The following is a 23,597-nucleotide window of genomic DNA, read 5'->3' as shown; positions in this document are numbered from 1 at the left end:
AATGGCGAATGTCACCCTTCGCAATGTGGTGAAGAAATACGGCGTTCTTGAAGTCGTTCATTCCATCAACCTTGAAATCGCCGACAGCGAATTTGTCGTTCTGGTAGGGCCGTCGGGCTGTGGAAAGTCGACAACCCTGCGTATGGTCGCTGGACTTGAGGCGATTTCTGGCGGCGAGGTTCAGATTGGCGGGCGGGTGGTTAATGACCTTCCGCCGCGCGAACGCAACATCTCGATGGTGTTTCAGAACTACGCGCTCTATCCGCATATGACGGTGCGTGAAAACCTTGGCTTTTCGCTTAAGGTTGCCAAACAGGCGCAGCCGGTAATCGACGATGCGGTCGATAAGGCCGCAGAAATCCTGTCGTTGACGCCACTTCTGGATCGGAAGCCCGGTGCACTTTCTGGCGGGCAACGTCAACGTGTGGCGATGGGGCGCGCCATTGTCCGTCACCCGGAAGTCTTCCTGTTTGACGAGCCACTTTCAAACCTTGATGCAAAATTGCGCACCCAGATGCGGGTCGAGATCAAAAAATTGCATCAGAAATTAAAATCGACCATCATTTACGTCACCCATGATCAGGTCGAGGCCATGACGCTTGCTGATCGTATTGTCATCATGCGCGACGGCCATATTGAACAGGTCGGGACACCGCTTGAGGTGTTTGAAAATCCATTAAACACCTTTGTTGCAACATTCATCGGCTCGCCGCCGATGAATCTTTTGGATGCGGTTGTCAAAGACGGGAAGCTCGCGTTTTCCGATGGTACCCTTATTGCCATGCCGCCGGGCTATTCTCTGGCCGAAGGACAGCCTGTTACCTTTGGTGTACGGGCCGACAACATCATGCCGGTGGGCCACGCGCTTCCGCACGGTGAACATATGGCCGAGGTCGAGATGGAAGTTAACCTCACCGAGCCATTGGGCACGGAAACACTGCTTTTCTCGGTGCTTGCGGGCAAAGAAGTACAGGCCAAGATGTTCAACCCGCGTCCGGTCCAAACTGGCGAGCGTATGACATTCCAGATCATGCTCGACAAATGTCACCTGTTTGACGCCGAAACCGGCGCGGCACTGAAACGCTGAGGTCATCTGATGGCACGAATTACACGCGCAAACGCATTTCTGGTCGATCTTGAACCAAAGGTCGTGCGCACCGATGCGATTCAGTCGTTCAAGTCACAAGAAACGATCTTTGTCGTGCTCCATGACGCGGACGGTGCACAGGGCATGGGATACAGCTACACCATCGGGGATGGCGGCCCATCGGTTCTGGCACTGTTGCAAAAAACGTTACTGCCCCGTCTGATGGGACAGGACGCAGACCACATCGAAGCCGTCTGGCGTGATCTTTTGTTCTGTTCTCATGCGACGGCGGTTGGGCCGATCATGTCGCTTGCGCTTGCGGCGATTGATACGGCCCTTTGGGACATGCGCGGTCACAAAACCAATCTTCCGCTTCATGTTCTGGCGGGTGGGGCCAAAAGTACGGTGCCGATGTATACGACCGAAGGCGGTTGGCTTCACCTGCCGCCCAAGGCACTGGTCGAAGATGCCAAGGCCGCAAAGGCAGACGGCTTTCGCGGATCAAAGGTCAAAATCGGAACACCAACTGTTTCCGGTGATGCCGCCCGGCTCGAAGCGGTGCGCAGTGCGCTTGGCGATGAGTACGAGATCATGACCGATGCCAATCAGTCGATGACCGCTGCCGAGGCAAAGCGTCGTGTGCCGATGCTTGAGCAGCTTAACATCGCATGGTTCGAAGAACCGTTGCCATCGGACGACATTTCCGGGCACGCCCGTTTACAGGCGCAATCGCGTGTGCCGATTGCGGTGGGAGAAAGCCTGTATAGCTTGGGACAGTTTGCCGATTATGTCAGTGCCAATGCGTGCGAGATTGTTCAGGTCGATGTTGCTCGTGTCGGCGGTATTACGCCGTGGCTTAAGGTCGCGCACATGGCCGAGGCGCATAACATGTCGGTCTGTCCGCACTTTTTGATGGAACTGCATGTCAGTCTTGTCTGTGCCGTGCCCAATGCACCGTGGCTTGAATATATTCCCCAGCTTGAAGACATCGCGGCCCCTATGGCGCGCAAAGGTGGGATGGCACTTGCCCCCAATGTGCCGGGGCTTGGCATCGACTGGGATCACGAAAAACTTGCTGCCCTAACTCTTTCAGGCAGCGCATTCGAAATAAAGGAGGGGCAGCAATGACCCGCCATGGACAACTGATTGGCATTGGTGAGGATGCCATCGGGCAATACAAGCGGCTCCATGCCGATGCATGGCCCGGCGTGCTTGCCAAGATTTCCGCATGCAATATCCGCAATTATTCAATTTTCCTGAAAGAACCGGAAAACCTGCTGTTTGCCTATTTCGAATATGTAGGCACGGATTTCGATGCCGACATGGCAAAAATGGCGGCCGATCCCGAAACGCAGCGTTGGTGGTCTTTCTGTGAGCCACTACAGCGCCCCCTTGAAAGCCGCAATGAAGGCGAATGGTGGGCTGAGATGGAGGAGGTCTTTCATCATGACTGATTTACGCCAGACAATTGAAATGCCCAAAACACCGATGCCCGTCGTGATCTTTGGCGCGGGATCCATCGTGACTGATGCGCATCTTCCAGCCTATCGCGAACTGGGTATCCCGGTTGCCGGGATATTTGATCCTGATACCGCCAAGGCGCAAAAAGTCGCATCGGGTGCCGACACACAGGCATTTAACACGGTCAAAGAGGCCGCAGGACAAACCGGGGTTGTCTTTGATCTTGCCGTGCCGCCCGCGGCAATTGTCGGTGTGCTTGAAACCTTGCCGGATGGCGCCATTGCCCTGATCCAAAAACCACTGGGGTCGGACTTGGCCGAAGCCGACCGGATTATCTCTGTTTTACGGCGTAAAAAGATCAAGGCGGCGGTTAATTTCCAGCTGCGCTTTGCGCCCAACTCACTGGCGCTTAAGGATGCGGTTGCTCAAGGGTTGCTTGGCGATATCGTTGATTTTGATGCATGGCTTGCTCTTGATACGCCCTGGCATTTGTGGGAATTCCTTGCCAATCTGCCGCGCGTCGAAATTCTTTTGCATTCGATCCATTATCTTGATTTTGTGCGCGACCTTTTGGGCAATCCCAAAGGCATTCATGCGTGCACCCTTGGGCATCCGTCCTCAAGCATGTCAAACACGCGCAGTGCCATGATGCTTGATTACAGCGATCAGATCCGCTGCAACCTGTCGATCAATCACAACCATGCTTTTGGCCGGAAATTTCAGGCCTGCGAGTTTCGGATTTGCGGTACCAAAGGGGCCGCTTATATGAAGCTCGGGGTCAATCTTGACTACCCCAAGGGTGAACCGGACGAACTTTGGCTCAATACGGACGGCGAATGGCGGCAGATCGAACTGGTCGGTGACTGGTTCATCGCCGCATTCAAGGGGCGTTTCGCACAGCTTCAGCGGTTTGCGTGTGGTTTAAATGCGCACCTTGAAGGTTCCGCCGAGGATGCATGGCACACGATGGCCTTGGTCGAAGCTGCCTATGAAAGCTCCGCACAGCCGATGCATCCGATTAAGGAGGCCCCGAATGCTTGAGCAGGTTATCTATTTTGAGGATTACGCAATCGGGGACTGCCGCGACACCACGGGCCGCACGATCACGGAAACCGATTTCGTTGTTCATGCCGGGCACTCAGGCGATTTCTTTCCCCATCATCTTGATGCCGAATTTTGCAAGACACTGCCTTTTGGTCAGCGTATTGCCCATGGCACCATGGTTTTCACCATCGGGGTTGGATTGACCGCAACGGTTATAAATCCAGTCGCATTTTCATACGGCTATGACCGCCTGCGTTTTGTCAAACCGGTGTTTATTGGTGACACGATCAAATCGCGTGTCGAAATCACGGATAAAGAAGTGATGGAAAAACGGCCCGGTTATGGCCGGGTTACCGAACGCCTGACCGTGACAAACCAAAAGGACGAGACCGCCCTTGTTGCTGATCATATCTATATGGTGGAGATGCGACCGTGACAGGACCTTTCATTCTTTTACATCCGAACGACAATGTGCTGGTCGCCCGAAAACTGGCACCAGAGGGGACCAACGTGGAACTTGTCAGCGGCGTTATTACGCTGACGCAGGCGATCCCACTGGCCCACAAGATTGCCTGTCGTGACATTGCTGAGGGTGAACGTATCTTGAAATACGGCATGCCGATCGGCATTGCGACACACGCCATCGCGGCGGGTGCACATGTTCATGTTCACAACATTCGTTCGGCCTATACACCAACCTATGCATTGCAGGATGCAAACGGGCAAAGCGCAGAGGTGTCATCATGAAACAACAATTCCAGGGCTATCTTCGTGCCGATGGGCGCAAGGGCATCCGAAACACGATTGTCGTGGCTTACCTTGTTGAATGTGCCCATTTCGTTGCATCCAAAATTGTGGCCGGCTTTGATGATAATGACGTGCAGCTGATCGGGTTTCCCGGCTGTTTCCCGAACGAATATGCCGCGCGCATGATGGAACGTCTGTGTACCCATCCCAATGTCGGCGGGGTGCTGTTTGTGTCGCTTGGCTGTGAAAGTTTCGACAAGGTACGCGCATCCAAGGCCGTATCTGAGTCCAACCGTCCGGTCGAAACCTTGGTGATCCAGCGATCTGGTGGAACCGCAAAAACGGTTGCGACCGGCAAAGAATGGGTGCGTTCGGCACTGACCAAGGTGGCACAGGTTGAACGTGCTCCGATGGGTGTTGATGAGCTGATTATCGGAACGATTTGCGGCGGATCGGATGGAACGTCCGGCATTTCGGGAAATCCGGCGGCGGGCAAGGCTTTTGATCTTCTGATCGGCGAAGGCGCGGCCTGTATCTTTGAAGAAACCGGCGAGCTGATCAGTTGCGAAGACATCATGGTCGAACGCGCAGCAACGCCCGAATTGGGCAAAGAACTGCGCGCGGCTGTGGAAAAGGCTGAACGGTATTACGCAACCCTTGGATATGGATCGTTTGCGGCGGGCAATGCCGCAGGCGGGCTTTCAACGATCGAGGAAAAAAGCCTCGGCGCCTATGTCAAATCCGGTGACAGCCAGATCATGGGGCTGATCAAGCCCGGTGATGTGCCGCCTAAGGGGGGCTTGTACCTGATGGATGTGGTGCCCGATGGTGAAGTGCGGTTTGGCTTCCCGAATATTTCGGACAATGCCGAAATCGTCGAGATGATCGCAAGTGGTGCGCATATGACGCTTTTCGTCACGGGGCGCGGCTCGGTTGTCGGTTCGGCCATTTCACCCGTGATCAAAATTTGCGCCAATCCTGATACGTACCGCGCGCTTGAAGACGACATGGATGTGAACGCAGGCGCAATCATCGAAGGCCTGCGCTCGATTGAGGAGGTAGGACAGGAAATCCACGATCTGGTGATTTCGGTCGCAAAAGGCGCCCAAACCAAGTCTGAGATCCTCGGTCATCGCGAATTCATTCTGACATACAAAACGTTTGAACCAATCGGGCCTTCGTGCCTGCCGACCGTTTGAGGAGGAAACATGAAAAGAATTGAAGGAAAGCTGTGTCTGGTGACGGCCGCCGGGCAGGGGATCGGTCGCGCATCGGCAGAACGTCTGGCCGCCGAAGGCGGACGTGTGATCGCAACCGACATCAACGACAAAGCCCTTGCTGAACTGGCCGCAATTGACGGGATTGAGGCCAGAAAGCTGGATGTCACCGATAAGGCGGCAATCACGTCATTGGTGGACGAAATTGGCACCGTTGATGTTCTGTTTAACTGTGCGGGCATTGTCCATAACGGTACGATCCTTGAGGCGACCGAAGAAGAGTGGGACTTTGCTTTCGACTTGAATGTGAAGTCACAGTTCCGCATGATCCGTGCCGTGCTGCCCGGAATGATTGAAAAAGGTCACGGGTCGATCATTAATATGTCCTCGGTCGCGGGGCCGGTAACCGGCCCTGTAAACCGGCTGGTCTATTCTGCGTCTAAGGCGGCGGTTGCGGGCATGACACGGGCGATTGCCAACGATTATGTCAAACAGGGCATTCGCTGTAACGCCATAGCACCGGGAACAGTCGACAGCCCAAGCTTGCATGAACGGTTGCGTGCGACCGGGGATTATGACGGTGCGCTCAAGGCCTTTATCGGGCGTCAGCCGATGGGCCGGATTGGTAAGCCCGAAGAAATAGCAGCACTGGTAACCTATCTGGCCTCTGAAGAGAGCGGATTTACCACCGGTGTCATTCACGTTGTCGACGGCGGCTGGACTGCCTAAGCGAAAATTGAAAAGAAGGAAGTGAAGTAAGATGAAATTCGCACGTTATGGAGAACGCGGGGCAGAGAAGCCGGCACTTGTGGATGCGAACGGCAATCTGCGCGACCTGTCAGCGCATGTTGGCGATATCGCCGGTGACGTTCTGACCCGTCTTGATACGCTTAAATCGATTGATCCAGAATCGCTGCCGCTGGTTGATGGCGCGCAACGCCTGGGTGCGTGCGTCGGGCAAACCGGAAAGTTCATTTGTATTGGTCTGAACTATGCCGATCACGCTGCTGAGTCTGGTATGGAAGTACCGCCAGAACCGGTTATCTTTGCCAAATACACCTCGGCGATTTGCGGTCCGAATGATCCGATCATCATTCCGCGTGGGTCTGAAAAAACCGATTGGGAAGTAGAGCTTGGCTTTGTCATTGGCAAAACCGCAAAATACGTTTCCGAAGAAAATGCGATGGATCACGTTGCCGGTTTTTGCCTGATCAATGATGTGTCTGAACGCGCTTATCAGATCGAACGTGCGGGCCAATGGTCCAAAGGCAAATCGTCGGACAACTTTGGTCCGACCGGTCCGTGGCTCGTGACCCCGGACGAAGTTGGCGATTTTGACAAGCTTGGCATGTGGCTCGATGTGAACGGTGAGCGTGTTCAGGACGGTTCGACCGCAACCATGGTTTATCGCGTGCCGCATCTGATTGCGTATTTGTCGCAGTTCTTTACCCTGCATCCGGGCGATATCATTTCGACCGGAACACCTCCCGGTGTGGGGCTTGGCTTTAAACCGCCGCGCTATCTTAAAGAGGGCGATGTGGTGGAGCTCGGCATCGACAAGCTGGGTACGCAGCGTCAGGTTTGCGTCAAGGACGACTAAGCGTCTTTTAAGCGAAGACAAAAGTAAAGCGCGGTTCCCAACGGAGCCGCGCTTTATGAGTTTAGGGAGTAATCTTTCGTCTCTTACCAACCGCTTTCCAGCAGGTCATTTGCTTCGCCAAGTTCGGGGGCGGCCTTCGAGGATGCCGGACGGCTGCCATCAATCCGTAAGGGCAATTTTGTCGTTTTCATTTCAACATCACCCCGTCGGATGTCCTGAACCATATCAAGGTTCTGCAAGATACCGCTTTCAACCACACCATCCCAATCCATGACCGGGGCGGCCCAGATATCATTGGCGACGAATTTTTCCATCCAGTCGGCACTGCTTGATGTCTTAAGGCGTGCAGCCAAGCGGGCCTTTATTTCATCGCGTTGTTTGAAGGCATCCATCGTGGTGATGTCCGTGCCAATACCGGTGATTTGCGCAACAATTTCAAGTTTCCCCATGGCAATGGCGATATAGCCATCGGCGGTTTCATACACGCCATATGGTGCGGCCAGATAAGCATGGGCCGGATTGTTCTTGGAGCGTTTCGGGGTTCGCTTGCCATCATTGAACCATGTCGTCAGAAGTTCGAACTGCAAATCGGCAAGAACCTCGATCAAGGACGTTTCGACATACCCACCGATCCCCTTGGTCGCCCGGCGATAAAGCAGGGCCAAAACACCATGTGCCAGTGCGGAACCGGCAAGCACATCGGCCACCGGCAGTCCCATTGCCACCGGGCCGTCATCCTGCCCACCCGAAAGCCACATAACGCCAGATCGGGCTTGGGCCAAAAGATCCTGTCCGGGCAGGTTCACCCACGGGCCGTCCGAGCCATAGCCAGTAACCGTGCCGTAAACGACGGTGGGATTGATTTTTTTGACGTCTTCGTAGCCAAACCCAAGCCGTTCCATCACACCCGGGCGAAAATTCTGCAAAATCACATCGGCGTCGGCCACAAGCTTTCGAAGCCGGGCTTTGTCTTCGTCTGATTTAAGGTCAACCGCAATCGACCGCTTGTTACGGTTGATCGCGTGAAAGATCGTGCTTTCGCCGCCGATCTTGGTGTCTGTCAGATACAGATACCGCGACAGGTCACCAAGCCCGGTGCGTTCAACCTTGACCACATCCGCGCCAAGGTCAGCCAGTTTTAAGGCGCAGTAGGGCCCGGCCAGGAATTGCGAGAAATCAAGGACCTTAAGGCCATCAAGGGGCAACAGTTCAGTCATGCGCAGAAGCTTTCGTCAAATCGGTTCTGAAGGGCGGGAAGGGCTGCATCCGGGGTGGTTTTTTCGCGAAGAAGATCCAGCAGGATTTCGGATGCGTCTTCCTGAAAAGCCATATATCCGGCGTGGCGCGGACGCAGCCATGCCGCCTCGTGGGTCATGCGGGTATTGTTATAAAGTCCGCCAACCGGGGCATTCACCGATTTGTCGCCCCAGGCAACCGCATTTCCCGGTTGACCATTGTTCTGGGAATACAGTCCGCGCTGGATGTCAGACGATGCCACCCAAAGCGCGAAGTCGGTGCAAATTTCGGGGTGTTTGGTGCCAGATGAAACTGCAATGCCGGTTCCCCCAAGTGCCGATCCAAGGGGCCCCGACGCGCCAAGTGACGGCATGTCGTGAAAAGCAATGCGATGGGAACGATACCCCACCCGGCCATAAGGGGCGTACAGGTAAACAAACGGGCACAGGGCAAATTGATCACCGTCTGCAAGCGCATCAAGGGCAGCAATCGGATCCATGTCAAAACAGGCCGGATCGACAAGGCTAACCAATGCCTGCATGGCGGCAATGACGTCGCGTGCGGCGGTACTGTCAATCTGTGTGTGACGCGTCACCGGGAAAGGTGCGCCATGGTTTGCCAGTAACGTGAAAAACGACATCAGCACGTGGGGCGCGCGCAGTGGCCAGACCACACGACCCTTTTTTGCCTCGGCAAGGACATCGTCAAAACGTGGGGCGGGGGCGGTTAAAAGGTCCGGGCGCAATGCCTGCACCTGACAGGCGGCATCAACGGGTAAGGCCCATTGATGGCCATCGTAGAAATAGCTTTGAAAACTTTTGCCGACTGTCTCGGCAAATAGCTGCTCCAACTTGTCTTGGTCGCCAAAGTGATTGATTGGAAGAAGGCAGTTTTTTTCAACCACGGCACCGACATGGGGATGATCAATGATGATCAGGTCATAGGCGCTTGCCAGTTCCTCAACCGGGGTACTTTCAAACCCCTGAAGGGATCGTTTGTCCCAAACGATATCAACATTGGGATGGCGTTCACGAAACGCAGAACTCGCAGCAACCAATGGATCGTAGCCACGCGGATCAGACCACGTCATTCCCCTAAGGCGTATTGTGTCGGGCATAGAAATATTTCCTCCTGCCGTCACTTTAAGGGTGATCATTTATAAATGAAAGAGTATTTTATATTTGATATTGTGTTTATGCTAACGCAGGTTCGGTTGCCAGAAAGCAGCCCGCGCGCATATACTCCGCCTAATGTAAAAAGCGGTTCGCAAACCCCTGAGAGGACCTATGAACGGCAAAGCCGAAGTACCAACGGAAGAAGAAAAATACCGCGCCCCGGCATTGTCAAAAGGGCTTGATATTCTTGAGCTTCTTGCCTCTGAGGCGGATGGGTTGTCGCAGATCGCCATTGCCAAGGAACTGGGGCGCAATACCTCGGAAATTTTCCGTATGCTCATGGTGCTGTGCCAGCGCGGATATGTCGAACAGCGCGAAGATGATGACCGGTATCTGCTGACGACCAAGATGTTCGAAGTCGCACACCGTCATCCGCCAATCCGTCGCCTGACCTCCATCGCGGGGGAGGCGATGCAACGCCTTGCCAATGATGTGAACCAGTCGATGCATCTGGCGATCATTCATTCGGGCATGGTGCTTGTCATCGCGCAAGTTGACTGCCCGGATAACAACATTACCGCCGTACGCCTTGGCGCGCAGATCAACATCTATGACACGGCATCAGGCCGAGTTCTGGCGGCATGGATGGCACCAGACGCGCGTGACATGTTGCTTCAGGAAGCCGGTGGAGAAGGTAAAGAGGAACACCAGGCCTTCCTTGCCGATTTGCGTGACGTGCGAGAAGCCGGATATTGTGAATCCCAATCTTTGACCATCGGAGGCGTTTTGAACCTGTCCGCCCCGATCTTTGATTTCTCGGGCAAGGTTGTCGCCGCCCTGACAATCCCGTTCATCCATCGCCTGTCGGGAACCTCCATCGTTACCGTCGATGAATGTCGGGAACGTCTGGTCGCGCTATGTGCGGATATCTCGCGCCGGCTCGGTGCCGGGGCTGGCAACAGTTAAGATGAAACTGCGATGTAAGCAATTTTAACAACTTGTTTTACAAGTTGGCGTTGGCTACTCTGTGGGTCCTTGCCCCATCGGAGTAACCCCTCATGTCGCGATCCGTTCTTGCCCTTTTGGATGTCCGTCCGGCCTATACGGCAATGCTTTCCCAAAAATACGATCTGCATCGCTGGGATCAAATGAATGACAAGCAAGCGTTTCTGAACCAGACCGGCAAAGACATCACCGCCCTTGTGACATCTGCTGGTTTTGGGCTGCCCGATGGATTGATTGACGATTTGCCGAACCTTGAGGTGATTACAAGTTTTGGTGTTGGGTATGACTCGATTGATATCGAGGCTTGCCGCGCACGGGGTATCCATGTGTCAAACACACCCGATGTTTTGACCGATGATGTTGCCGATACCGGCATCATGCTAATGCATGCCACCTTGCGCCGTATCGTGGTTGGGGATCATTGGGCACGTAGTGGTCAATGGGCACAAAAAGGTGCAATGGCGCTTACGCGGTCCGTGCGGGGTAAAAAGCTTGGCATTGTCGGGCTTGGCCGGATCGGGCAGGGAATTGCATCGCGCGCCGAACCAAGTGGGGTTGAAATCGGCTATTTCGGGCGCAGCCCCAAACAGGTCGATTATCGTTACTTCGATGATCTGGTTGCCCTGGCGCAATGGACTGACATTCTGATGGTGGCCTGTCCCGGCGGGGACGCGACCAAGGGGATTGTCAATGCGCCGGTATTATCTGCATTGGGCAAAGATGGCTATGTGGTCAATATTGCCCGTGGGTCGGTGATCGATGAGCCGGCTCTGATCGATGCCCTTCGTAACGGCGTGATTGCCGGTGCCGGGTTGGATGTGTTTCACAATGAACCCAATATGGACCGTGCATTTGCCGATTTCGACAATGTGGTTCTGTATCCCCATAGTGCCAGCGGCACGATTGAAACCCGCGATGCCATGGCGCAGTTGGTTGTTGATAATCTTGATGCGTGGGACCAACGTGGCGAACTTGTAACACCGGTCGTCTAATGGCGGATTGCGCTGCGGTCTATTGCTCGCGCAGATGCCCATTGACCGTGACCGATTTGATCACGGCAAAGACCTTTTGATGTAATCCAAGGTTCAATCGGTTTGCCGACCAACTGGTAATCCGGGCATGGATGCTTGGCCGGTCTGATGCCGGGCCGGTGTGAATGGCGTCCAAGTCATGGCCAAAGGCCAGACTGATATCAAGGGTGTCGTTGTTGCTTCCGGCCATTCGGGTGATGGTGACGGGGATGACATTGTTGGCACTTATCCCGGCTGGCGGGGTGCGGGCAATCATCACGTCACGCGCACGTATATGCAGACGCACTGGTGTATTTATCGCATGACCAAGGTATGGCACGACGATGCGTTGCCCGGCACAATCAAGAAAACTGACCTGTGCCTTGGGGTCGCGGCTGGCGACCCGTGCCGGAAGAACCGTACCGGTATCAAACTGCCCGGCAAGCGGGGCAAGGTCGGTTCGGCCCAGAATGTCAAATACGGATCCGTTTGCCAGCGTTTTGCCGTTATCAATCACCACCATCTGATCAGCCAAACGCGCGACTTCATCAATCGCGTGGCTGACGTACAGGATCGGCAGTTTGCGTTGATCGCGCAGGCTTTCAAAATACGGCAGTATTTCTTCCTTACGCGCCTGATCAAGGGCCGATAACGGCTCGTCAAGCAACAAGACATCCGGATTGGCCAAAAGCGCACGGCCAAGTGCAACACGTTGCTTTTCACCGCCAGACAGGTTGTTCGGCTGACGATGCAGCAATTTATGAATGCCCAGCATCTCGATGATGTCTTGCTGATCAGATGCAGGCAGTTTCAACCGGTTACGTTTGGCACCGTAATAAAGGTTGTCGTGTACGGACATGTGCGGAAACAGGCGGGCATCCTGAAACACATATCCAACACGGCGTTTACGAATGGCAAGGTTGATGCTGCGCGCGTGATCAAACAAAACCCGATCACCAAGCTGCACGCGTCCGCGCCGTGGCCGGGTTAGTCCGGCAATGATGTTAATGATCGTTGTCTTGCCACTGCCCGACGGTCCAAACAGGGCGGTGATCCCCGGTTCTTCGATGCTGAAATCAGCTTCGAGTGCGAATTTCCCGATTTGATGCGAGATGCTGACAGAAATGCTCATGATGCGTTCCTTTTGCGGATACGCCGCATGGCAAGTTCAGACAGCAGCAACCCGGTAAAGGCCAACCCGATGGACAGTGCAGCCAACCGGGCCGCAGCCAACTCACCGCCGGGTGTTTGAATGGCGGTATAGATCGCAAGCGGCAGCGTGCGCGTTTCGCCCGGAATGTTCGAGACAAAGGTAATGATCGCGCCAAATTCGCCAAGGCTTGCGGCAAAGGCGGTAATCGCACCGGCAATGATGCCCGGCCATGCCAGCGGTAAGGTCAGCGAAAAGAACCGGTCAATTGGCCCCGCGCCAAGGCTTTCAGCCGCCTGATACAGCCCGTGATTGACGTTTTCCAAGCTCAGCCGGATGGCGCGCACCTGAAACGGAAAGCTGACGATTGCTGATGCCAGTGCCGCCCCGGTCCAGCTAAAGACAAACCGGATATCAAACGTTTCATAGAGCCACGCGCCAAGCGGGGCGCGCGTGCCAAATCCGATCAACAGCAAATAGCCCATCACCACCGGCGGCAGGATCAGCGGCAGATGGACGCAGGCATCAAGAATAAAACGCCCGGGAAACCGTCCAAGGGCCAAGGCCGTCGCGGTTAAGACCGCAAGCGGAAGCGCACAGGCAACCGCAACACCCGAGATGCGCAGGCTGAGCAACAATGCGTCGATTTCGGCAGGCGTCAAAGTGATCATTGTGCCGCTGTATCCGGGGTAATGGTTACACTGGTTGCGATGGCGTCAAAGCCATAGTCGGCAAAAATCGTCGCCGCGTCATCCCCCAAAAGCCAAACGAGGAATTTTAAGGCTGCGTCGCCGTCTTGCGGATCAATAAGTGCAATCGGGTAGGTGATTGACGGATGACTGTCTGCGGGGAAGGTGCCAATAATTTTAACCCTATCGGAAATCATCGCATCCGTGCGGTAAACAATACCAAGTGGCGCCTCGCCACGTTCAACAAGTGCAAGTGCAGAACGGACGTTATCTGCGCGCGCCAGCCGGGGATTGACCGCATCCCATTGACCAAGTGTTGTCAGGGCCTGTTTGGCGTAAATGCCTGCGGGCACATGATCGGGATCACCAACGGCGATGCGTTCGTCATGACCAATCAGGTCGGCGATTTCAGTGTTTTTGGTGATATCGGTCGGCAGTGTTGTACTGTTGGTAGGTGCAATCAGAACAAGGCTGTTGGCCAAAATATCCTGACGGCTGTTGGCTTGGATGACGCCCTGATCATTGAGCCAGTCCATCCATTTCTCATTGGCCGAGATGTATATGTCTGCTGGTGCGCCTGCGGCAATTTGGCGTGCGAGTGTCGACGAGCTGGCAAGAGAAAGCCGAACATGGGTGCCGGTTTTTTCCTCATATTGTTGTGCGGCGGTTTCAATTGCATTGGTCAGGCTAGCCGCGGCAAAGACGGTGATGTCCTCTGACCACGCAGGTGCTGCAATGCTTCCCAGACCAAGCAACAGCAACGACAGGGGCACTACCAGTAATCGACGCAGGTGAGGCATTCTGAACTCTTTTACATGACAAAACAAAAGACAACTGGTGGTAAGTGATCAACCACAAACGGCTGCGCGCAATGGATCGTCGGGTTTAAGATCAAACCATTCATCAATGGCGGTTGGAAAGCCACTTTGATCAAGGCTGGTCTGATCGGTGATGTAACCACGTTTGCCGGTAGTGCAATTGACCAGATGGGTCAGAGCCAATGTGGTGCTGCCTTTTTTAAGCAACAAGGTCGTGACGCGCTTTTCATTCGGGGCTTGTGGGTTGATGATAACTTTTTCCCGGTCAACAGCGGTAAAGCGATTGATCGGAGCCGTGATCAAAGTCCAGGGCGCAAAGACGTTTTCATCGGCAAATGTCTGGGTGATGATCACGGTATCTGGCAGGCGGGATGCATATCGATCAAACCAGCTATATTCATCCCATATCATATAGCAGAACATGGCGATTGCTGCGGTGAAGGGAATGACATACTTCGGCACCTTTCGGCCCAAAAGACGAAACAGCAGCATGATGACACCTGCTGCGGCAAAGCCGATAACAACTGTCGTAAAAATAAAGACATACATCCGACCGTGCCTCCCTAAATTCTATTTTGGTTTAAAGACACTTGATATGTCTTGTCGTCGAGTTATCGCAGGACACGGCGCAGCTCAAGTACGCCTTTGGGATCACGTTTTGATACCTGCGCCAGAAACAATCCGGATGCCGCAATCGCATCAGAAAGGGCATTATGCGCGCGAAAGGGCGGCAGGTTGTGTGACCGTCGCAGATTATCAAGTTTCAGGGCCCCTGATTTAAACGGCTGTCCTTGACGGTGAAGGTCTCGCAACCCCAGAACAAGAGTGTCAACGGTGGGGATTTGCAGCGGCGCGCCAAAGCATCGTTTGCAGGCATGGCCCAGAAAACCAAGCTCAATCGGGGCATGATGGGAAATCAAAACACGACCGGCCATCTGCGGTAAAAGCAGTTCGAGGGCCGCTTTGATGTTCGGGGCATTTGCGACGTCACTGTCAAAAATCCGGTGCACCACCACCGAACTTTCCGTGAGTTCCTTGGTCGGGCGCACCAGAATATGTTCGCAACTGGAAAAATCAACGCCAAGCTGCCGAATGATCACCCAGCCCAGACTGACGATTTCGTCGCGTTTGGGATCAAGACCGGTGGTCTCAAGATCAAGGGCGATAAACTCCGTATCCATGATCGGTCGCGTTGGGTCCGCCGCTGGAACGTCATAATACGTGCGCAGTGCCCCGGTGGCACGACGTTGAACCAAGTCGCGGTAGAACTGGCTGTCGGTAATTTTCTGGCGCAGGCCCATAATGATCAGGTCCCGCTTTTGCCAAAGGCGGTTTCAAGCGCACTTTGAAGGTTTTTGATAACGGAGAATGCATCCTTGAGGTGGGTGCGTTCAAACGCCGACAGGCTTTCGGGGTGTAAAAAGTTATCTGGTGCGTGGCCCTGACGAATTTGGCGGACCTGATGTTTAAGGCGGGTGATGCTGATGAATTCAAATGCATCCAAAAGGTCAGACGCCCCTTGTGTACTGATGGACGGGAATGCCTTCACCGCACGCAGGCGATCAAACGTATTTACCTCGTCGACGCCGTTGGCCAAGGCGTGAATACGGGTTAGATCGACAATCGGCACTACCCCGTTATGTTTTAAATCAAGCGTGCTGTCATGTTCGCCGCCCCGGATCATCACAAAGTTTTTGAAAAAGCCGAGTGGCACGTGATGGGTCATCGCATTGCCAACCAGATAGGCCTGGAAAATCCGGTTGTCCTTGGCTCTGGAAACAATGACGCGATGCAGGTCATCAAACAGGGATTTGGTCCCGTGAATGGGGCGCAAATCAAACCAGACAGAACACAGCATCAAGGCCTTGGGTTCGGGCTGTTCGATCCATTTGTTGAAATAGTTCTGCCAGACTTTTGCCGGTTGTCGCCACTCGGCGGTTTTGGCCATCATGTCACCGGGGCAGAAAACATACCCGACGTCGTTTAAGCCATCGCAGACGAATTCAGCGAGTGCCTCGAAGTATGCCCCGTGGGTTTCTTCAAGGTAGGCATCATCAAGGATCAGGCAGTTGTCCTGATCTGAAATGGCGGTTTGTTCCTGACGGCCCTGTGATCCACCAGCCATCCAGACATAGGGCACGGGCGGTGGGCCAAGCTTTTCCTCGGCCAGTTGAAGAAGCCGCACGGTCGCCGCATCCGACAATGTTGTTACGATATGTCCGGCATTCTGTGACGTCGCCCCGGCTTCGATCAAATGGCTAAGCAGTTCGGGCACCTGTGCTATGACCTTTGCCATATCGGCCGGGTCGTTAAGCTTGCTGATTTTTCCGGCCATATAGACCGCCGAAAGCGATTGGCGCGCGAGCAGGTTGTTGGTCGTGATCATGCCGACCGCCTTGCCATCCTTAAGGACGGGCAGGTGGCGGATGTTGTTGCGCGTCATGGTCAAAAGCGCATCGAAGGCGTAATCGTCGGGATGGATTGAAATCGGCTTGTCGGTCATGATCGCCGTAACCGGTTCGTCAAAGCTGCGTGCTTGCGCAATGACGCGATTACGCAAATCGCGGTCGGTTATGATACCGGCAATTTCATCACCGTTTTGCGTGATCAGCAGGCACGATACCTGTTCATCGCACATTAGTTTGCCTGCATCGAGAATGGTTGCACTGCGATCAATGCTGACCAGATCGCGTGCAATCAAATCGGCGACCTTGACGCTCATGAGTTTGAGTTGGTCATCATCGCGGCTTTCAATCATCTGCATGCCGCGGCGAAGGCGATCCCCGCCCATCTGGGCGAAAAAGTAGTTAAACTGCGGATATTTTCCTGCCAGATCGTGGAAGTCTTTTTCCGGTAGCAAATAACACAGGCTGTCTTCAAGCGTGGTGATGTTGTTCGCCGCCCGTCCTTTGCGAAACATCGCGCGGACGCCAAAGCATTCGCCCTCAGACAGACGCGCAAGCAATTGACCGTTCGGGTCGCGGGTTTCGGTGCCGCCGGTGCGAATAATATAAAGGTGCAAGCATTGCTGTTCTGGCGACAGAACCTTGGTTCCGGCCCGGAAGTAGCGTGCGGTCAGACGCTTGGGCAGGCTTTCAATCACGTCATCAGGCAACAGATCAAACGGATGATGCTGTTTGAGGAATTCTGCGATTTCTTCAAGTTCGATGCTCATGGTCGACCGGTCCCCTGTCGCGCAAGAAGTGCTCGGATTTATTGTTGCCTGACAAAGCGGTAAAAGAAAAGCCCCCGGACCGATCAGAACGATGATCCGGGGGCCTGCAACAGATTTTAATTTAGCAAACCTGCCGACCGATTAATGGTCGACGGCACCGCTGGCCCCTTTGGGAACACGGATATCTTCGATCATGTGCTGGATATGCTCTGGCGGTTCTGCGGTAACTTTCGATACCCCAAACGCCACCGCAAAGTTCAGCAACATGCCAACCACACCAATGCCTTCCGGCGAAATACCGAACAGCCAGTTGGCCTCAACGTTTTCGATCATGACCGGGATAAAGATCCCTTTATAGGCCATGATATAGCCCATGGTGAAGATCAGGCCGACCAGCATCCCGGCAATGGCACCTTCGCGGTTCACCTTCTTGGAGAAAATCCCCATGATGATAACCGGGAAAAGCGATGCTGCCGCAAGACCAAAGGCAAATGCTACAACCTGTGCCACAAAGCCCGGCGGGTTGTAGCCAAGATAACCCGCGATCACGATGGCTGCCGCCGCGGCAACACGCCCGGCCATAAGCTCTTGGCCTTCCGTCATGTCAGGCGTGAATGTCCCCTTAAGAAGGTCATGGGACACACCAGACGAAATCACCAGCAACAAACCTGCAGCCGTCGACAGTGCAGCTGCAATGCCGCCGGCTGCAACCAGTGCAATCACCCAGTTTGGCAACTGTGCGATTTCCGGATTGGCCAGAACCATGATGTCACGGTCAACGGTCAACTCGTTCCCGGCCCAGCCATATTCGGCTGCTTTGGTCGCGAAGTCTGCGTTGGCATCATTGTAGTACTGGATACGGCCATCACCGTTTTTGTCTTCAAACGATAAAAGACCGGTGGTTTCCCAGCGTTTCATCCAGTCCGGGCGTTCTTCGTAGGACAGATTGCCGTCTTCTGCACCAACTTCGCCAGGCTGGATGGTTTCGGTCAGGTTCAGACGTGCCATTGCACCAACTGCCGGTGCAGTGGTGTAAAGCAGTGCGATGAAAACCAACGCCCAACCTGCCGACGAACGTGCATCACGTACTTTTGGGACAGTGAAGAAACGCACGATAACGTGTGGCAAACCGGCAGTACCGACCATCAATGCAAGTGTGATGGCAAAGATGTCGATCGTCGATTTGTTGGTTGTTGTGTATTCAAGGAAACCAAGTTCGGTCACGACGCTGTTGAGGCGTTCAAGCATAAACTCGCCCGTGCCATTGATCGTGGAGCCGAAGGCCAGTTGGGGCAACGGATTGCCAGTCAACTGGAATGCGATAAAGATTGCCGGAATGGTATAGGCAACAATCAGGACGCAATACTGAGCAACCTGAGTATAGGTAATACCCTTCATGCCGCCAAGAACGGCATAGATGAAGACGATACCCATACCGACAACCAGACCGGTAATAAGTTCGACTTCAAGGAAGCGCGAAAATACGATCCCAACGCCACGCATCTGGCCTGCCACATAGGTAAACGAAATAAAGATCAGGCAGATCACAGCAACGATACGGGCTGTTTTGGAATAGTAACGGTCACCGATGAATTCCGGCACGGTAAACTTGCCATATTTGCGCAAGTACGGTGCCAGCAGCATCGCCAGCAGGCAGTAGCCGCCGGTCCAGCCCATCAGATAGACCGAGCCGCCATAGCCAAGAAAGGCAATCAGGCCGGCCATTGAGATGAAGGAAGCAGCAGACATCCAGTCTGCTGCGGTCGCCATGCCATTGACGACCGGGTTAACGCCCTTGCCAGCGACATAAAATTCGCCGGTGGTGCTTGCCTTGGCCCAGATCGCGATGCCGATATACAGCGCGAAACTCAGACCAACGGCGATGTAGGTAAGGGTGGTAAGATCCATCTTGTCTGTCTCCCCAGATCAAGCGTCAATCGTCGTCTTCATGAACGCCGAATTCACGGTCCAGTTTGTTCATCTTGGCCACATAGACGAAAATCAATGCGACAAAGACATAGATGGACCCCTGTTGGGCAAACCAGAAACCAAGCTGGAAGCCCGCTATTTCGATCGTATTAAGGGCGTCGACAAACAAAATGCCGAAACCGTAGGAAACGATGAACCAGATCGCCAATAAGGTTGCGACCAGTTTCACGTTTCTCTTCCAGTAGGCTGCGCTTTGGTCATTCATCGCGCGTCTCCTTCCTAGAAATGACAACTTCCTCTGCCGACGTCTTGGTTATGTTGTTTTCGGTCGGCGGCCTGTAATCGGTGCCGTCATGGCGCAATCATCCAATTAGGGCACCAAAATCCGATACCAGTTTTCGATAACGGCCATAAGCTAATCATTAGTCGTATGAGAATGGGGGAATCGGACTGCAAGATGCTGAGAAGAATGAAAAACATGAACAAAATCACAGCGCTCTGCCATTTACATTGCGGCGCATCATGACGTGCATTTTTCTGGTCTAATAAACGCATAAAGTTTGTTTTGCGAGGTGTAAGTGCACGATTTCATCACCAAAGTTGATGCTGTGCGACGTTAAAAGACATCGAATGCCCTCGCGTCGTGGGGCGTTTTTGCTGATCTGGCGTGCGTTTGTAGGCGGGATTGGGGGACGTGTTTTACCCCTTCTGGCATTGCCACTGCTGTTTGCTTTGTATCTTGCGCGGTTTGAAGTTGTTTGTAGAAGGCCGGTCGGTTACAAACGGGCAAAGTATTTCAGGTGCGTGCAGATTGCGTACCGTAGTTTTCCGATCCGGTGTGGTCGGACCCAACGACATTTTTGGATGGGGAATTTAATGGCATCCTACCAGTATATCTACGTCATGAAGGACCTGACCAAGATCCTTCCGGGCGGTCGCGAACTTTTCAAGGGTATTACACTGTCCTTCCTGCCCGGCGTAAAAATCGGTGTTCTCGGGAACAACGGTGCGGGTAAATCGACCCTGCTTAAAATCATGGCGGGCATCGAAAAGGATTACGGCGGCGAAGCATGGCCAGCCGAAGGTGTTCGTGTTGGCTATCTTGAACAGGAACCGCACCTTAATCCTGAGAAGGATGTGCTTGGCAACGTGATGGAAGGCTGTGGTCAGATTGTTGATGATCTGGCACGCTTTAACGAAATCAGCATGTCGTTCGGCGAGCCGATGACCGACGACGAGATGACGAACCTTCTCACAGAGCAGGGCGAACTTCAGGAACGCATCGATGCCGCCAATGGCTGGGATCTCGAGCGGACGCTTGATATCGCCATGGACGCATTGCGCTGCCCACCGAAAGACGCAGACGTTAACAAGCTTTCGGGTGGTGAACGCCGCCGTGTTGCGCTTTGCCGTCTTCTGTTGGACAAGCCTGATATTCTGCTGCTTGACGAACCGACCAACCACTTGGATGCGGAATCTGTTGCGTGGCTTGAACGTCATCTGGAAGACTATCAGGGCACCGTCGTTCTGGTGACCCACGATCGTTACTTCCTCGATAACGTTACCGGCTGGATCCTTGAACTCGACCGTGGTCAGGGCATCCCGTACGAAGGCAACTATTCGTCCTGGCTGGAACAGAAACAGAAACGTCTTGCACAGGAAGCCCGTCAGGAAGGTAGCCGTCAGAAACAGCTTGCGACCGAACTTGACTGGATACGTCAGAACCCGAAAGGCCGTCAGGCAAAATCCAAGGCCCGTGTGCGTGCTTATGACGATCTCGTCGCCGAAGCCGCCAAGGCGGTGCCGGATTCAACCAAGATCGTTATTCCGATTGCCGAACGTCTTGGTACCGAAGTTATCACCGCCGAGGGCCTGACCAAGGCATTTGGCGACAAACTTCTGTTTGATGATTTGCACTTCCGTCTGCCACCGGGTGGCATTGTTGGTGTGATCGGCCCGAACGGTGCGGGTAAAACCACCCTGTTCCAGATGCTGACCGGTAACGACACCCCGGATTCCGGGACGTTGAAGATCGGTGAAACAGTCAAGATGGGCTATGTCGATCAGTCGCGTGACTCGCTCGATCCGAACAAGACCGTCTGGCAGGAAGTGTCCGATGGCCTTGATGAGATCCTTCTGGCGAAACGCCCGATGAGCTCGCGTGCCTATGTGTCGCAGTTTGCGTTCAAAGGCAGCGACCAGCAGAAAAAAGTCGGTCAGCTTTCGGGTGGTGAACGTAACCGTGTTCACCTTGCCAAGATGCTGAAATCGGGCTCGAACGTACTGTTGCTCGATGAGCCGACCAACGATCTTGACGTTGATACGCTCCGTGCGCTTGAAGAAGGCTTGCTGGAATTTGCCGGTTGTGCCGTGGTTATCTCGCACGATCGTTTCTTCCTTGACCGTATTGCCACCCACATTCTGGCCTACGAAGGCAATTCGCATGTCGAATGGTTCGAAGGCAACTATCAGGAATATGAAGCGGATTATAAACGCCGCTATGGTGATCAGGCCGACCGCCCGCACCGCATCAAATACAAACCGTTGACCCGCTAATTCGCGCGCAACTGGTTTGAATGACAAAAGGCCACCTTCGGGTGGCCTTTTTCTTATGTACTTGGGGGCGTGTGATTTCAGCAGAGAAAAAGCCACCAACCCGAAGGTGGTGGCTTTGCCTGTATATCTGGTTTGCAAAGAGAATGTCGATTAGAGGCCGGTTTTTGCCTTAAGCGCCTTGGTCAGTGCGCTGACATCATCGCCATTCTGTTGAATGACAGATGTAAACTCGTCGCGCTGGGTGATCCCCATGCTTAAGCCTTCAATCGACACATCAATGATTTTGAATTCATTGTCAAATTCGCGCATGCGCCAGACAATGCTCACCGGAGGACCATCTGGGCGGACAAACTGCGAATTAACGAACGTGTCTTTGTTGTTTTGTGTCTCGTTGCCGACGACAAACTGCTCACCATTAAGTTCCTTGAACTGGTTGGCATAGTTCAAGGCCAGATAGTTTTGCAGAAGGGTGGCAAACTCGCTGATTTCTTCTTGGGAAATTGACCGCCAATAGCGGCCAAGAACAAAGCGCGACACCACATCCATTTCAAAGTAACGATCCATAAGAGCAACAAATTTCTTACGGCGTACGTCATCAGAAAGGGTCTGATCGGTCAGGTCGGCAAGTGCCTGATCGGCAAGTGCTTGAATAACTGCTGATGCACTTTGTTCTGCCGCGATCTCAACAACCTCGACAGATGTGTTATTTGCAGCATTCACTGTCAAAGGCCACGCCGCCGCCAAAGCAAGAACTGCTGTGGCGGCGGGAATGGCGAATTTGTTTTTCAGCATGGCTATCATTTATTCGCTGGCTGCTTCTACCGCTTCATCGAAATCAAAAGATGCGCTTTCATCTTCGACTTCCGAGATCGGCGATGGTGTGCCGTTGCGGATGGCCGTGTTTCGCTGCTGGCGATACAGGCTGCGCAAAGCTGCATAATAGTCGATTGACGATTTCTGCAATTCATTGAGCTGATTAATCGTGCTGTAGCGTGAATGCAACGCGGTCGCGCCCAACCCACCCCAATAAAGGGCATTGATTGTGTCGCTGTTTTCAGCGCCCCAGGTCAGCGGGTTGGCGACGTAGTCAACCGCAATGCCGGTGGTGTCACGCAGGTTGGATGGGCCAAGCAGCGGCAATACAATATACGGACCACCACCGATGCCGTAATGGGCAAGGGTCTGGCCGAAATCTTCGCGGCGATATTCAATGCCGAAATCTGCAGCAACATCATTGAAGCCCAAGAAACCAAGTGTGGAGTTCATGATGAAACGCTGCAGAGAAGCTGCACCCTGATCCGGATCACCTTGCAAAAATGCGTTCAAGGAGTTCAACGGTTCATTCAGGTTGCGGACGAAACTTCCGACAGCTGTTTTAACGGGTTGCGGTGCAATGTCGCGGTACCACATTGCAGCAGGATACAGAACCATGAAGTCAACTGCACCGTTCACGCCATGAACAACACGGTTTACTGGTTCGATCGGATCGTAATCACTCATGTCCTGCGCTGGTTGAGTTGAGGCACAAGCTGCCAAAAACGACAGAGACCCGACAGCACAAAGTGAAAGAAGATTTCGAAACTTCATTATTTTTAGCCAACCGATGTTCAATACGTAAACTGTCCCCAATTCGCCGACGTTTTTGTGTCAGAAACCACAAAAAACGCAACCCGACCAACTTCCTGCTCAAGAAGGGCGTCGTGTCGTGCCTTCGCCTCGAATATCCATGTGGGTAGCATAGGGTGAATTTAAACGCTA

Annotated in this window: 24 protein-coding genes; 12 read left to right on the top strand and 12 right to left on the bottom strand. The window is 53.7% G+C overall.

What is annotated here, in order from left to right:
• Position 1 precedes the first annotated feature (1 nt).
• Genes ugpC through AMM48_RS09890 form a run of 9 tightly spaced genes read left to right on the top strand, consistent with a single transcriptional unit; the run spans position 2 to position 7,156 of the window.
• The gene (gene ugpC / locus AMM48_RS09930; RefSeq protein ID WP_102783894.1) at positions 2 to 1,087 is read left to right on the top strand and encodes a sn-glycerol-3-phosphate ABC transporter ATP-binding protein UgpC; all 1,086 of its coding nucleotides are present in this window, start codon (positions 2 to 4) and stop codon (positions 1,085 to 1,087) included.
• A gap of 9 nt (positions 1,088 to 1,096) precedes the next feature.
• Positions 1,097 to 2,215 (top strand): mandelate racemase/muconate lactonizing enzyme family protein, encoded by a 1,119-nt coding sequence (locus tag AMM48_RS09925; protein WP_102783893.1) that lies wholly within the window; start codon positions 1,097 to 1,099, stop codon positions 2,213 to 2,215.
• Positions 2,212 to 2,541, top strand: a complete 330-nt coding sequence (locus AMM48_RS09920) for an L-rhamnose mutarotase (protein WP_102783892.1) — start codon at positions 2,212 to 2,214, stop codon at positions 2,539 to 2,541. Before AMM48_RS09925 ends, AMM48_RS09920 begins: the two co-directional genes overlap by 4 nt.
• Positions 2,534 to 3,589, top strand: a complete 1,056-nt coding sequence (locus AMM48_RS09915) for a Gfo/Idh/MocA family oxidoreductase (RefSeq protein WP_102783891.1) — start codon at positions 2,534 to 2,536, stop codon at positions 3,587 to 3,589. Before AMM48_RS09920 ends, AMM48_RS09915 begins: the two co-directional genes overlap by 8 nt.
• Positions 3,582 to 4,028 (top strand): MaoC/PaaZ C-terminal domain-containing protein, encoded by a 447-nt coding sequence (locus tag AMM48_RS09910; RefSeq protein WP_102783890.1) that lies wholly within the window; start codon positions 3,582 to 3,584, stop codon positions 4,026 to 4,028. Before AMM48_RS09915 ends, AMM48_RS09910 begins: the two co-directional genes overlap by 8 nt.
• Entirely contained in the window at positions 4,025 to 4,339 is a 315-nt protein-coding gene (locus AMM48_RS09905) for a UxaA family hydrolase (RefSeq protein WP_102783889.1), read from the top strand. The genes AMM48_RS09910 and AMM48_RS09905 overlap by 4 nt, the downstream gene beginning before the upstream one ends.
• Positions 4,336 to 5,538: a UxaA family hydrolase gene (locus AMM48_RS09900; RefSeq protein WP_102783888.1), complete on the top strand. Its 1,203-nt coding sequence runs from the start codon at positions 4,336 to 4,338 to the stop codon at positions 5,536 to 5,538. The genes AMM48_RS09905 and AMM48_RS09900 overlap by 4 nt, the downstream gene beginning before the upstream one ends.
• Before the next feature lie 9 nt (positions 5,539 to 5,547).
• Positions 5,548 to 6,285 carry an SDR family oxidoreductase gene (locus AMM48_RS09895; RefSeq protein ID WP_102783887.1) on the top strand — a complete coding sequence of 246 codons (738 nt, stop codon included), beginning with the start codon at positions 5,548 to 5,550 and terminating at the stop codon, positions 6,283 to 6,285.
• A gap of 31 nt (positions 6,286 to 6,316) precedes the next feature.
• Entirely contained in the window at positions 6,317 to 7,156 is an 840-nt protein-coding gene (locus AMM48_RS09890) for a fumarylacetoacetate hydrolase family protein (protein ID WP_102783886.1), read from the top strand.
• A gap of 83 nt (positions 7,157 to 7,239) precedes the next feature.
• On the opposite strand, the gene AMM48_RS09885 is transcribed toward AMM48_RS09890, so the two are convergent.
• A complete protein-coding gene (locus AMM48_RS09885) occupies positions 7,240 to 8,373 on the bottom strand; it encodes a CaiB/BaiF CoA-transferase family protein (protein ID WP_102783885.1) in 1,134 nt (377 codons plus the stop codon).
• Entirely contained in the window at positions 8,370 to 9,509 is a 1,140-nt protein-coding gene (locus tag AMM48_RS09880) for an extracellular solute-binding protein (RefSeq protein ID WP_198413516.1), read from the bottom strand. The genes AMM48_RS09885 and AMM48_RS09880 overlap by 4 nt, the downstream gene beginning before the upstream one ends.
• Positions 9,510 to 9,678: 169 nt before the next feature.
• Between AMM48_RS09880 and AMM48_RS09875 the strand changes: the two genes are divergently transcribed.
• Positions 9,679 to 10,473, top strand: coding sequence for an IclR family transcriptional regulator (locus AMM48_RS09875; protein WP_102783883.1), 795 nt, complete (start codon positions 9,679 to 9,681; stop codon positions 10,471 to 10,473).
• Positions 10,474 to 10,565: 92 nt separating this feature from the next.
• On the top strand, positions 10,566 to 11,504 hold the full coding sequence (locus AMM48_RS09870) for a 2-hydroxyacid dehydrogenase (RefSeq protein WP_102783882.1): 939 nt from the start codon (positions 10,566 to 10,568) through the stop codon (positions 11,502 to 11,504).
• Between the two features lie 19 nt (positions 11,505 to 11,523).
• Here AMM48_RS09870 and modC read toward each other — a convergent pair whose 3' ends face one another.
• The 8 genes from modC to AMM48_RS09830 form a co-directional block, all read right to left on the bottom strand.
• Entirely contained in the window at positions 11,524 to 12,654 is a 1,131-nt protein-coding gene (gene modC, locus AMM48_RS09865) for a molybdenum ABC transporter ATP-binding protein (RefSeq protein ID WP_102783881.1), read from the bottom strand.
• Positions 12,651 to 13,343 (bottom strand): molybdate ABC transporter permease subunit, encoded by a 693-nt coding sequence (modB, locus tag AMM48_RS09860; protein WP_022734300.1) that lies wholly within the window; start codon positions 13,341 to 13,343, stop codon positions 12,651 to 12,653. The genes modC and modB overlap by 4 nt, the downstream gene beginning before the upstream one ends.
• Positions 13,340 to 14,161 carry a molybdate ABC transporter substrate-binding protein gene (modA, locus tag AMM48_RS09855; RefSeq protein WP_102783880.1) on the bottom strand — a complete coding sequence of 274 codons (822 nt, stop codon included), beginning with the start codon at positions 14,159 to 14,161 and terminating at the stop codon, positions 13,340 to 13,342. The genes modB and modA overlap by 4 nt, the downstream gene beginning before the upstream one ends.
• Positions 14,162 to 14,209: 48 nt before the next feature.
• Positions 14,210 to 14,728 carry a hypothetical protein gene (locus tag AMM48_RS09850; protein WP_102783879.1) on the bottom strand — a complete coding sequence of 173 codons (519 nt, stop codon included), beginning with the start codon at positions 14,726 to 14,728 and terminating at the stop codon, positions 14,210 to 14,212.
• A gap of 62 nt (positions 14,729 to 14,790) precedes the next feature.
• Complete coding sequence (locus AMM48_RS09845; RefSeq protein WP_022734303.1) at positions 14,791 to 15,480, bottom strand: exonuclease domain-containing protein; 690 nt, start codon at positions 15,478 to 15,480, stop codon at positions 14,791 to 14,793.
• 5 nt (positions 15,481 to 15,485) lie between these two features.
• Positions 15,486 to 17,354, bottom strand: a complete 1,869-nt coding sequence (locus AMM48_RS09840; RefSeq protein ID WP_102783878.1) for a DUF294 nucleotidyltransferase-like domain-containing protein — start codon at positions 17,352 to 17,354, stop codon at positions 15,486 to 15,488.
• A gap of 141 nt (positions 17,355 to 17,495) precedes the next feature.
• Positions 17,496 to 19,262: a sodium:solute symporter family protein gene (locus AMM48_RS09835; RefSeq protein WP_102783877.1), complete on the bottom strand. Its 1,767-nt coding sequence runs from the start codon at positions 19,260 to 19,262 to the stop codon at positions 17,496 to 17,498.
• Between the two features lie 25 nt (positions 19,263 to 19,287).
• Entirely contained in the window at positions 19,288 to 19,548 is a 261-nt protein-coding gene (locus AMM48_RS09830) for a DUF4212 domain-containing protein (protein ID WP_102783876.1), read from the bottom strand.
• A gap of 611 nt (positions 19,549 to 20,159) precedes the next feature.
• On the opposite strand from AMM48_RS09830, the gene ettA reads away from it, so the two are divergent.
• Positions 20,160 to 21,839 carry an energy-dependent translational throttle protein EttA gene (gene ettA / locus AMM48_RS09825; protein WP_101299551.1) on the top strand — a complete coding sequence of 560 codons (1,680 nt, stop codon included), beginning with the start codon at positions 20,160 to 20,162 and terminating at the stop codon, positions 21,837 to 21,839.
• Between the two features lie 150 nt (positions 21,840 to 21,989).
• Here the strand turns inward: ettA and AMM48_RS09820 are convergent, their stop codons facing one another.
• The gene (locus tag AMM48_RS09820; RefSeq protein WP_102783875.1) at positions 21,990 to 22,631 is read right to left on the bottom strand and encodes an ABC transporter substrate-binding protein; all 642 of its coding nucleotides are present in this window, start codon (positions 22,629 to 22,631) and stop codon (positions 21,990 to 21,992) included.
• A 9-nt stretch (positions 22,632 to 22,640) separates the two neighbouring features.
• A complete protein-coding gene (locus AMM48_RS09815) occupies positions 22,641 to 23,450 on the bottom strand; it encodes a VacJ family lipoprotein (RefSeq protein WP_244271181.1) in 810 nt (269 codons plus the stop codon).
• Positions 23,451 to 23,597: the final 147 nt, after the last annotated feature.

The organism is Thalassospira sp. GB04J01 (genome assembly GCF_000751115.1).
Lineage (GTDB): Bacteria > Pseudomonadota > Alphaproteobacteria > Rhodospirillales > Thalassospiraceae > Thalassospira > Thalassospira lucentensis.
The sequence above is the reverse complement of the archived record's forward strand: the minus strand, read 5'-3'. Positions and strand labels throughout refer to the sequence as shown.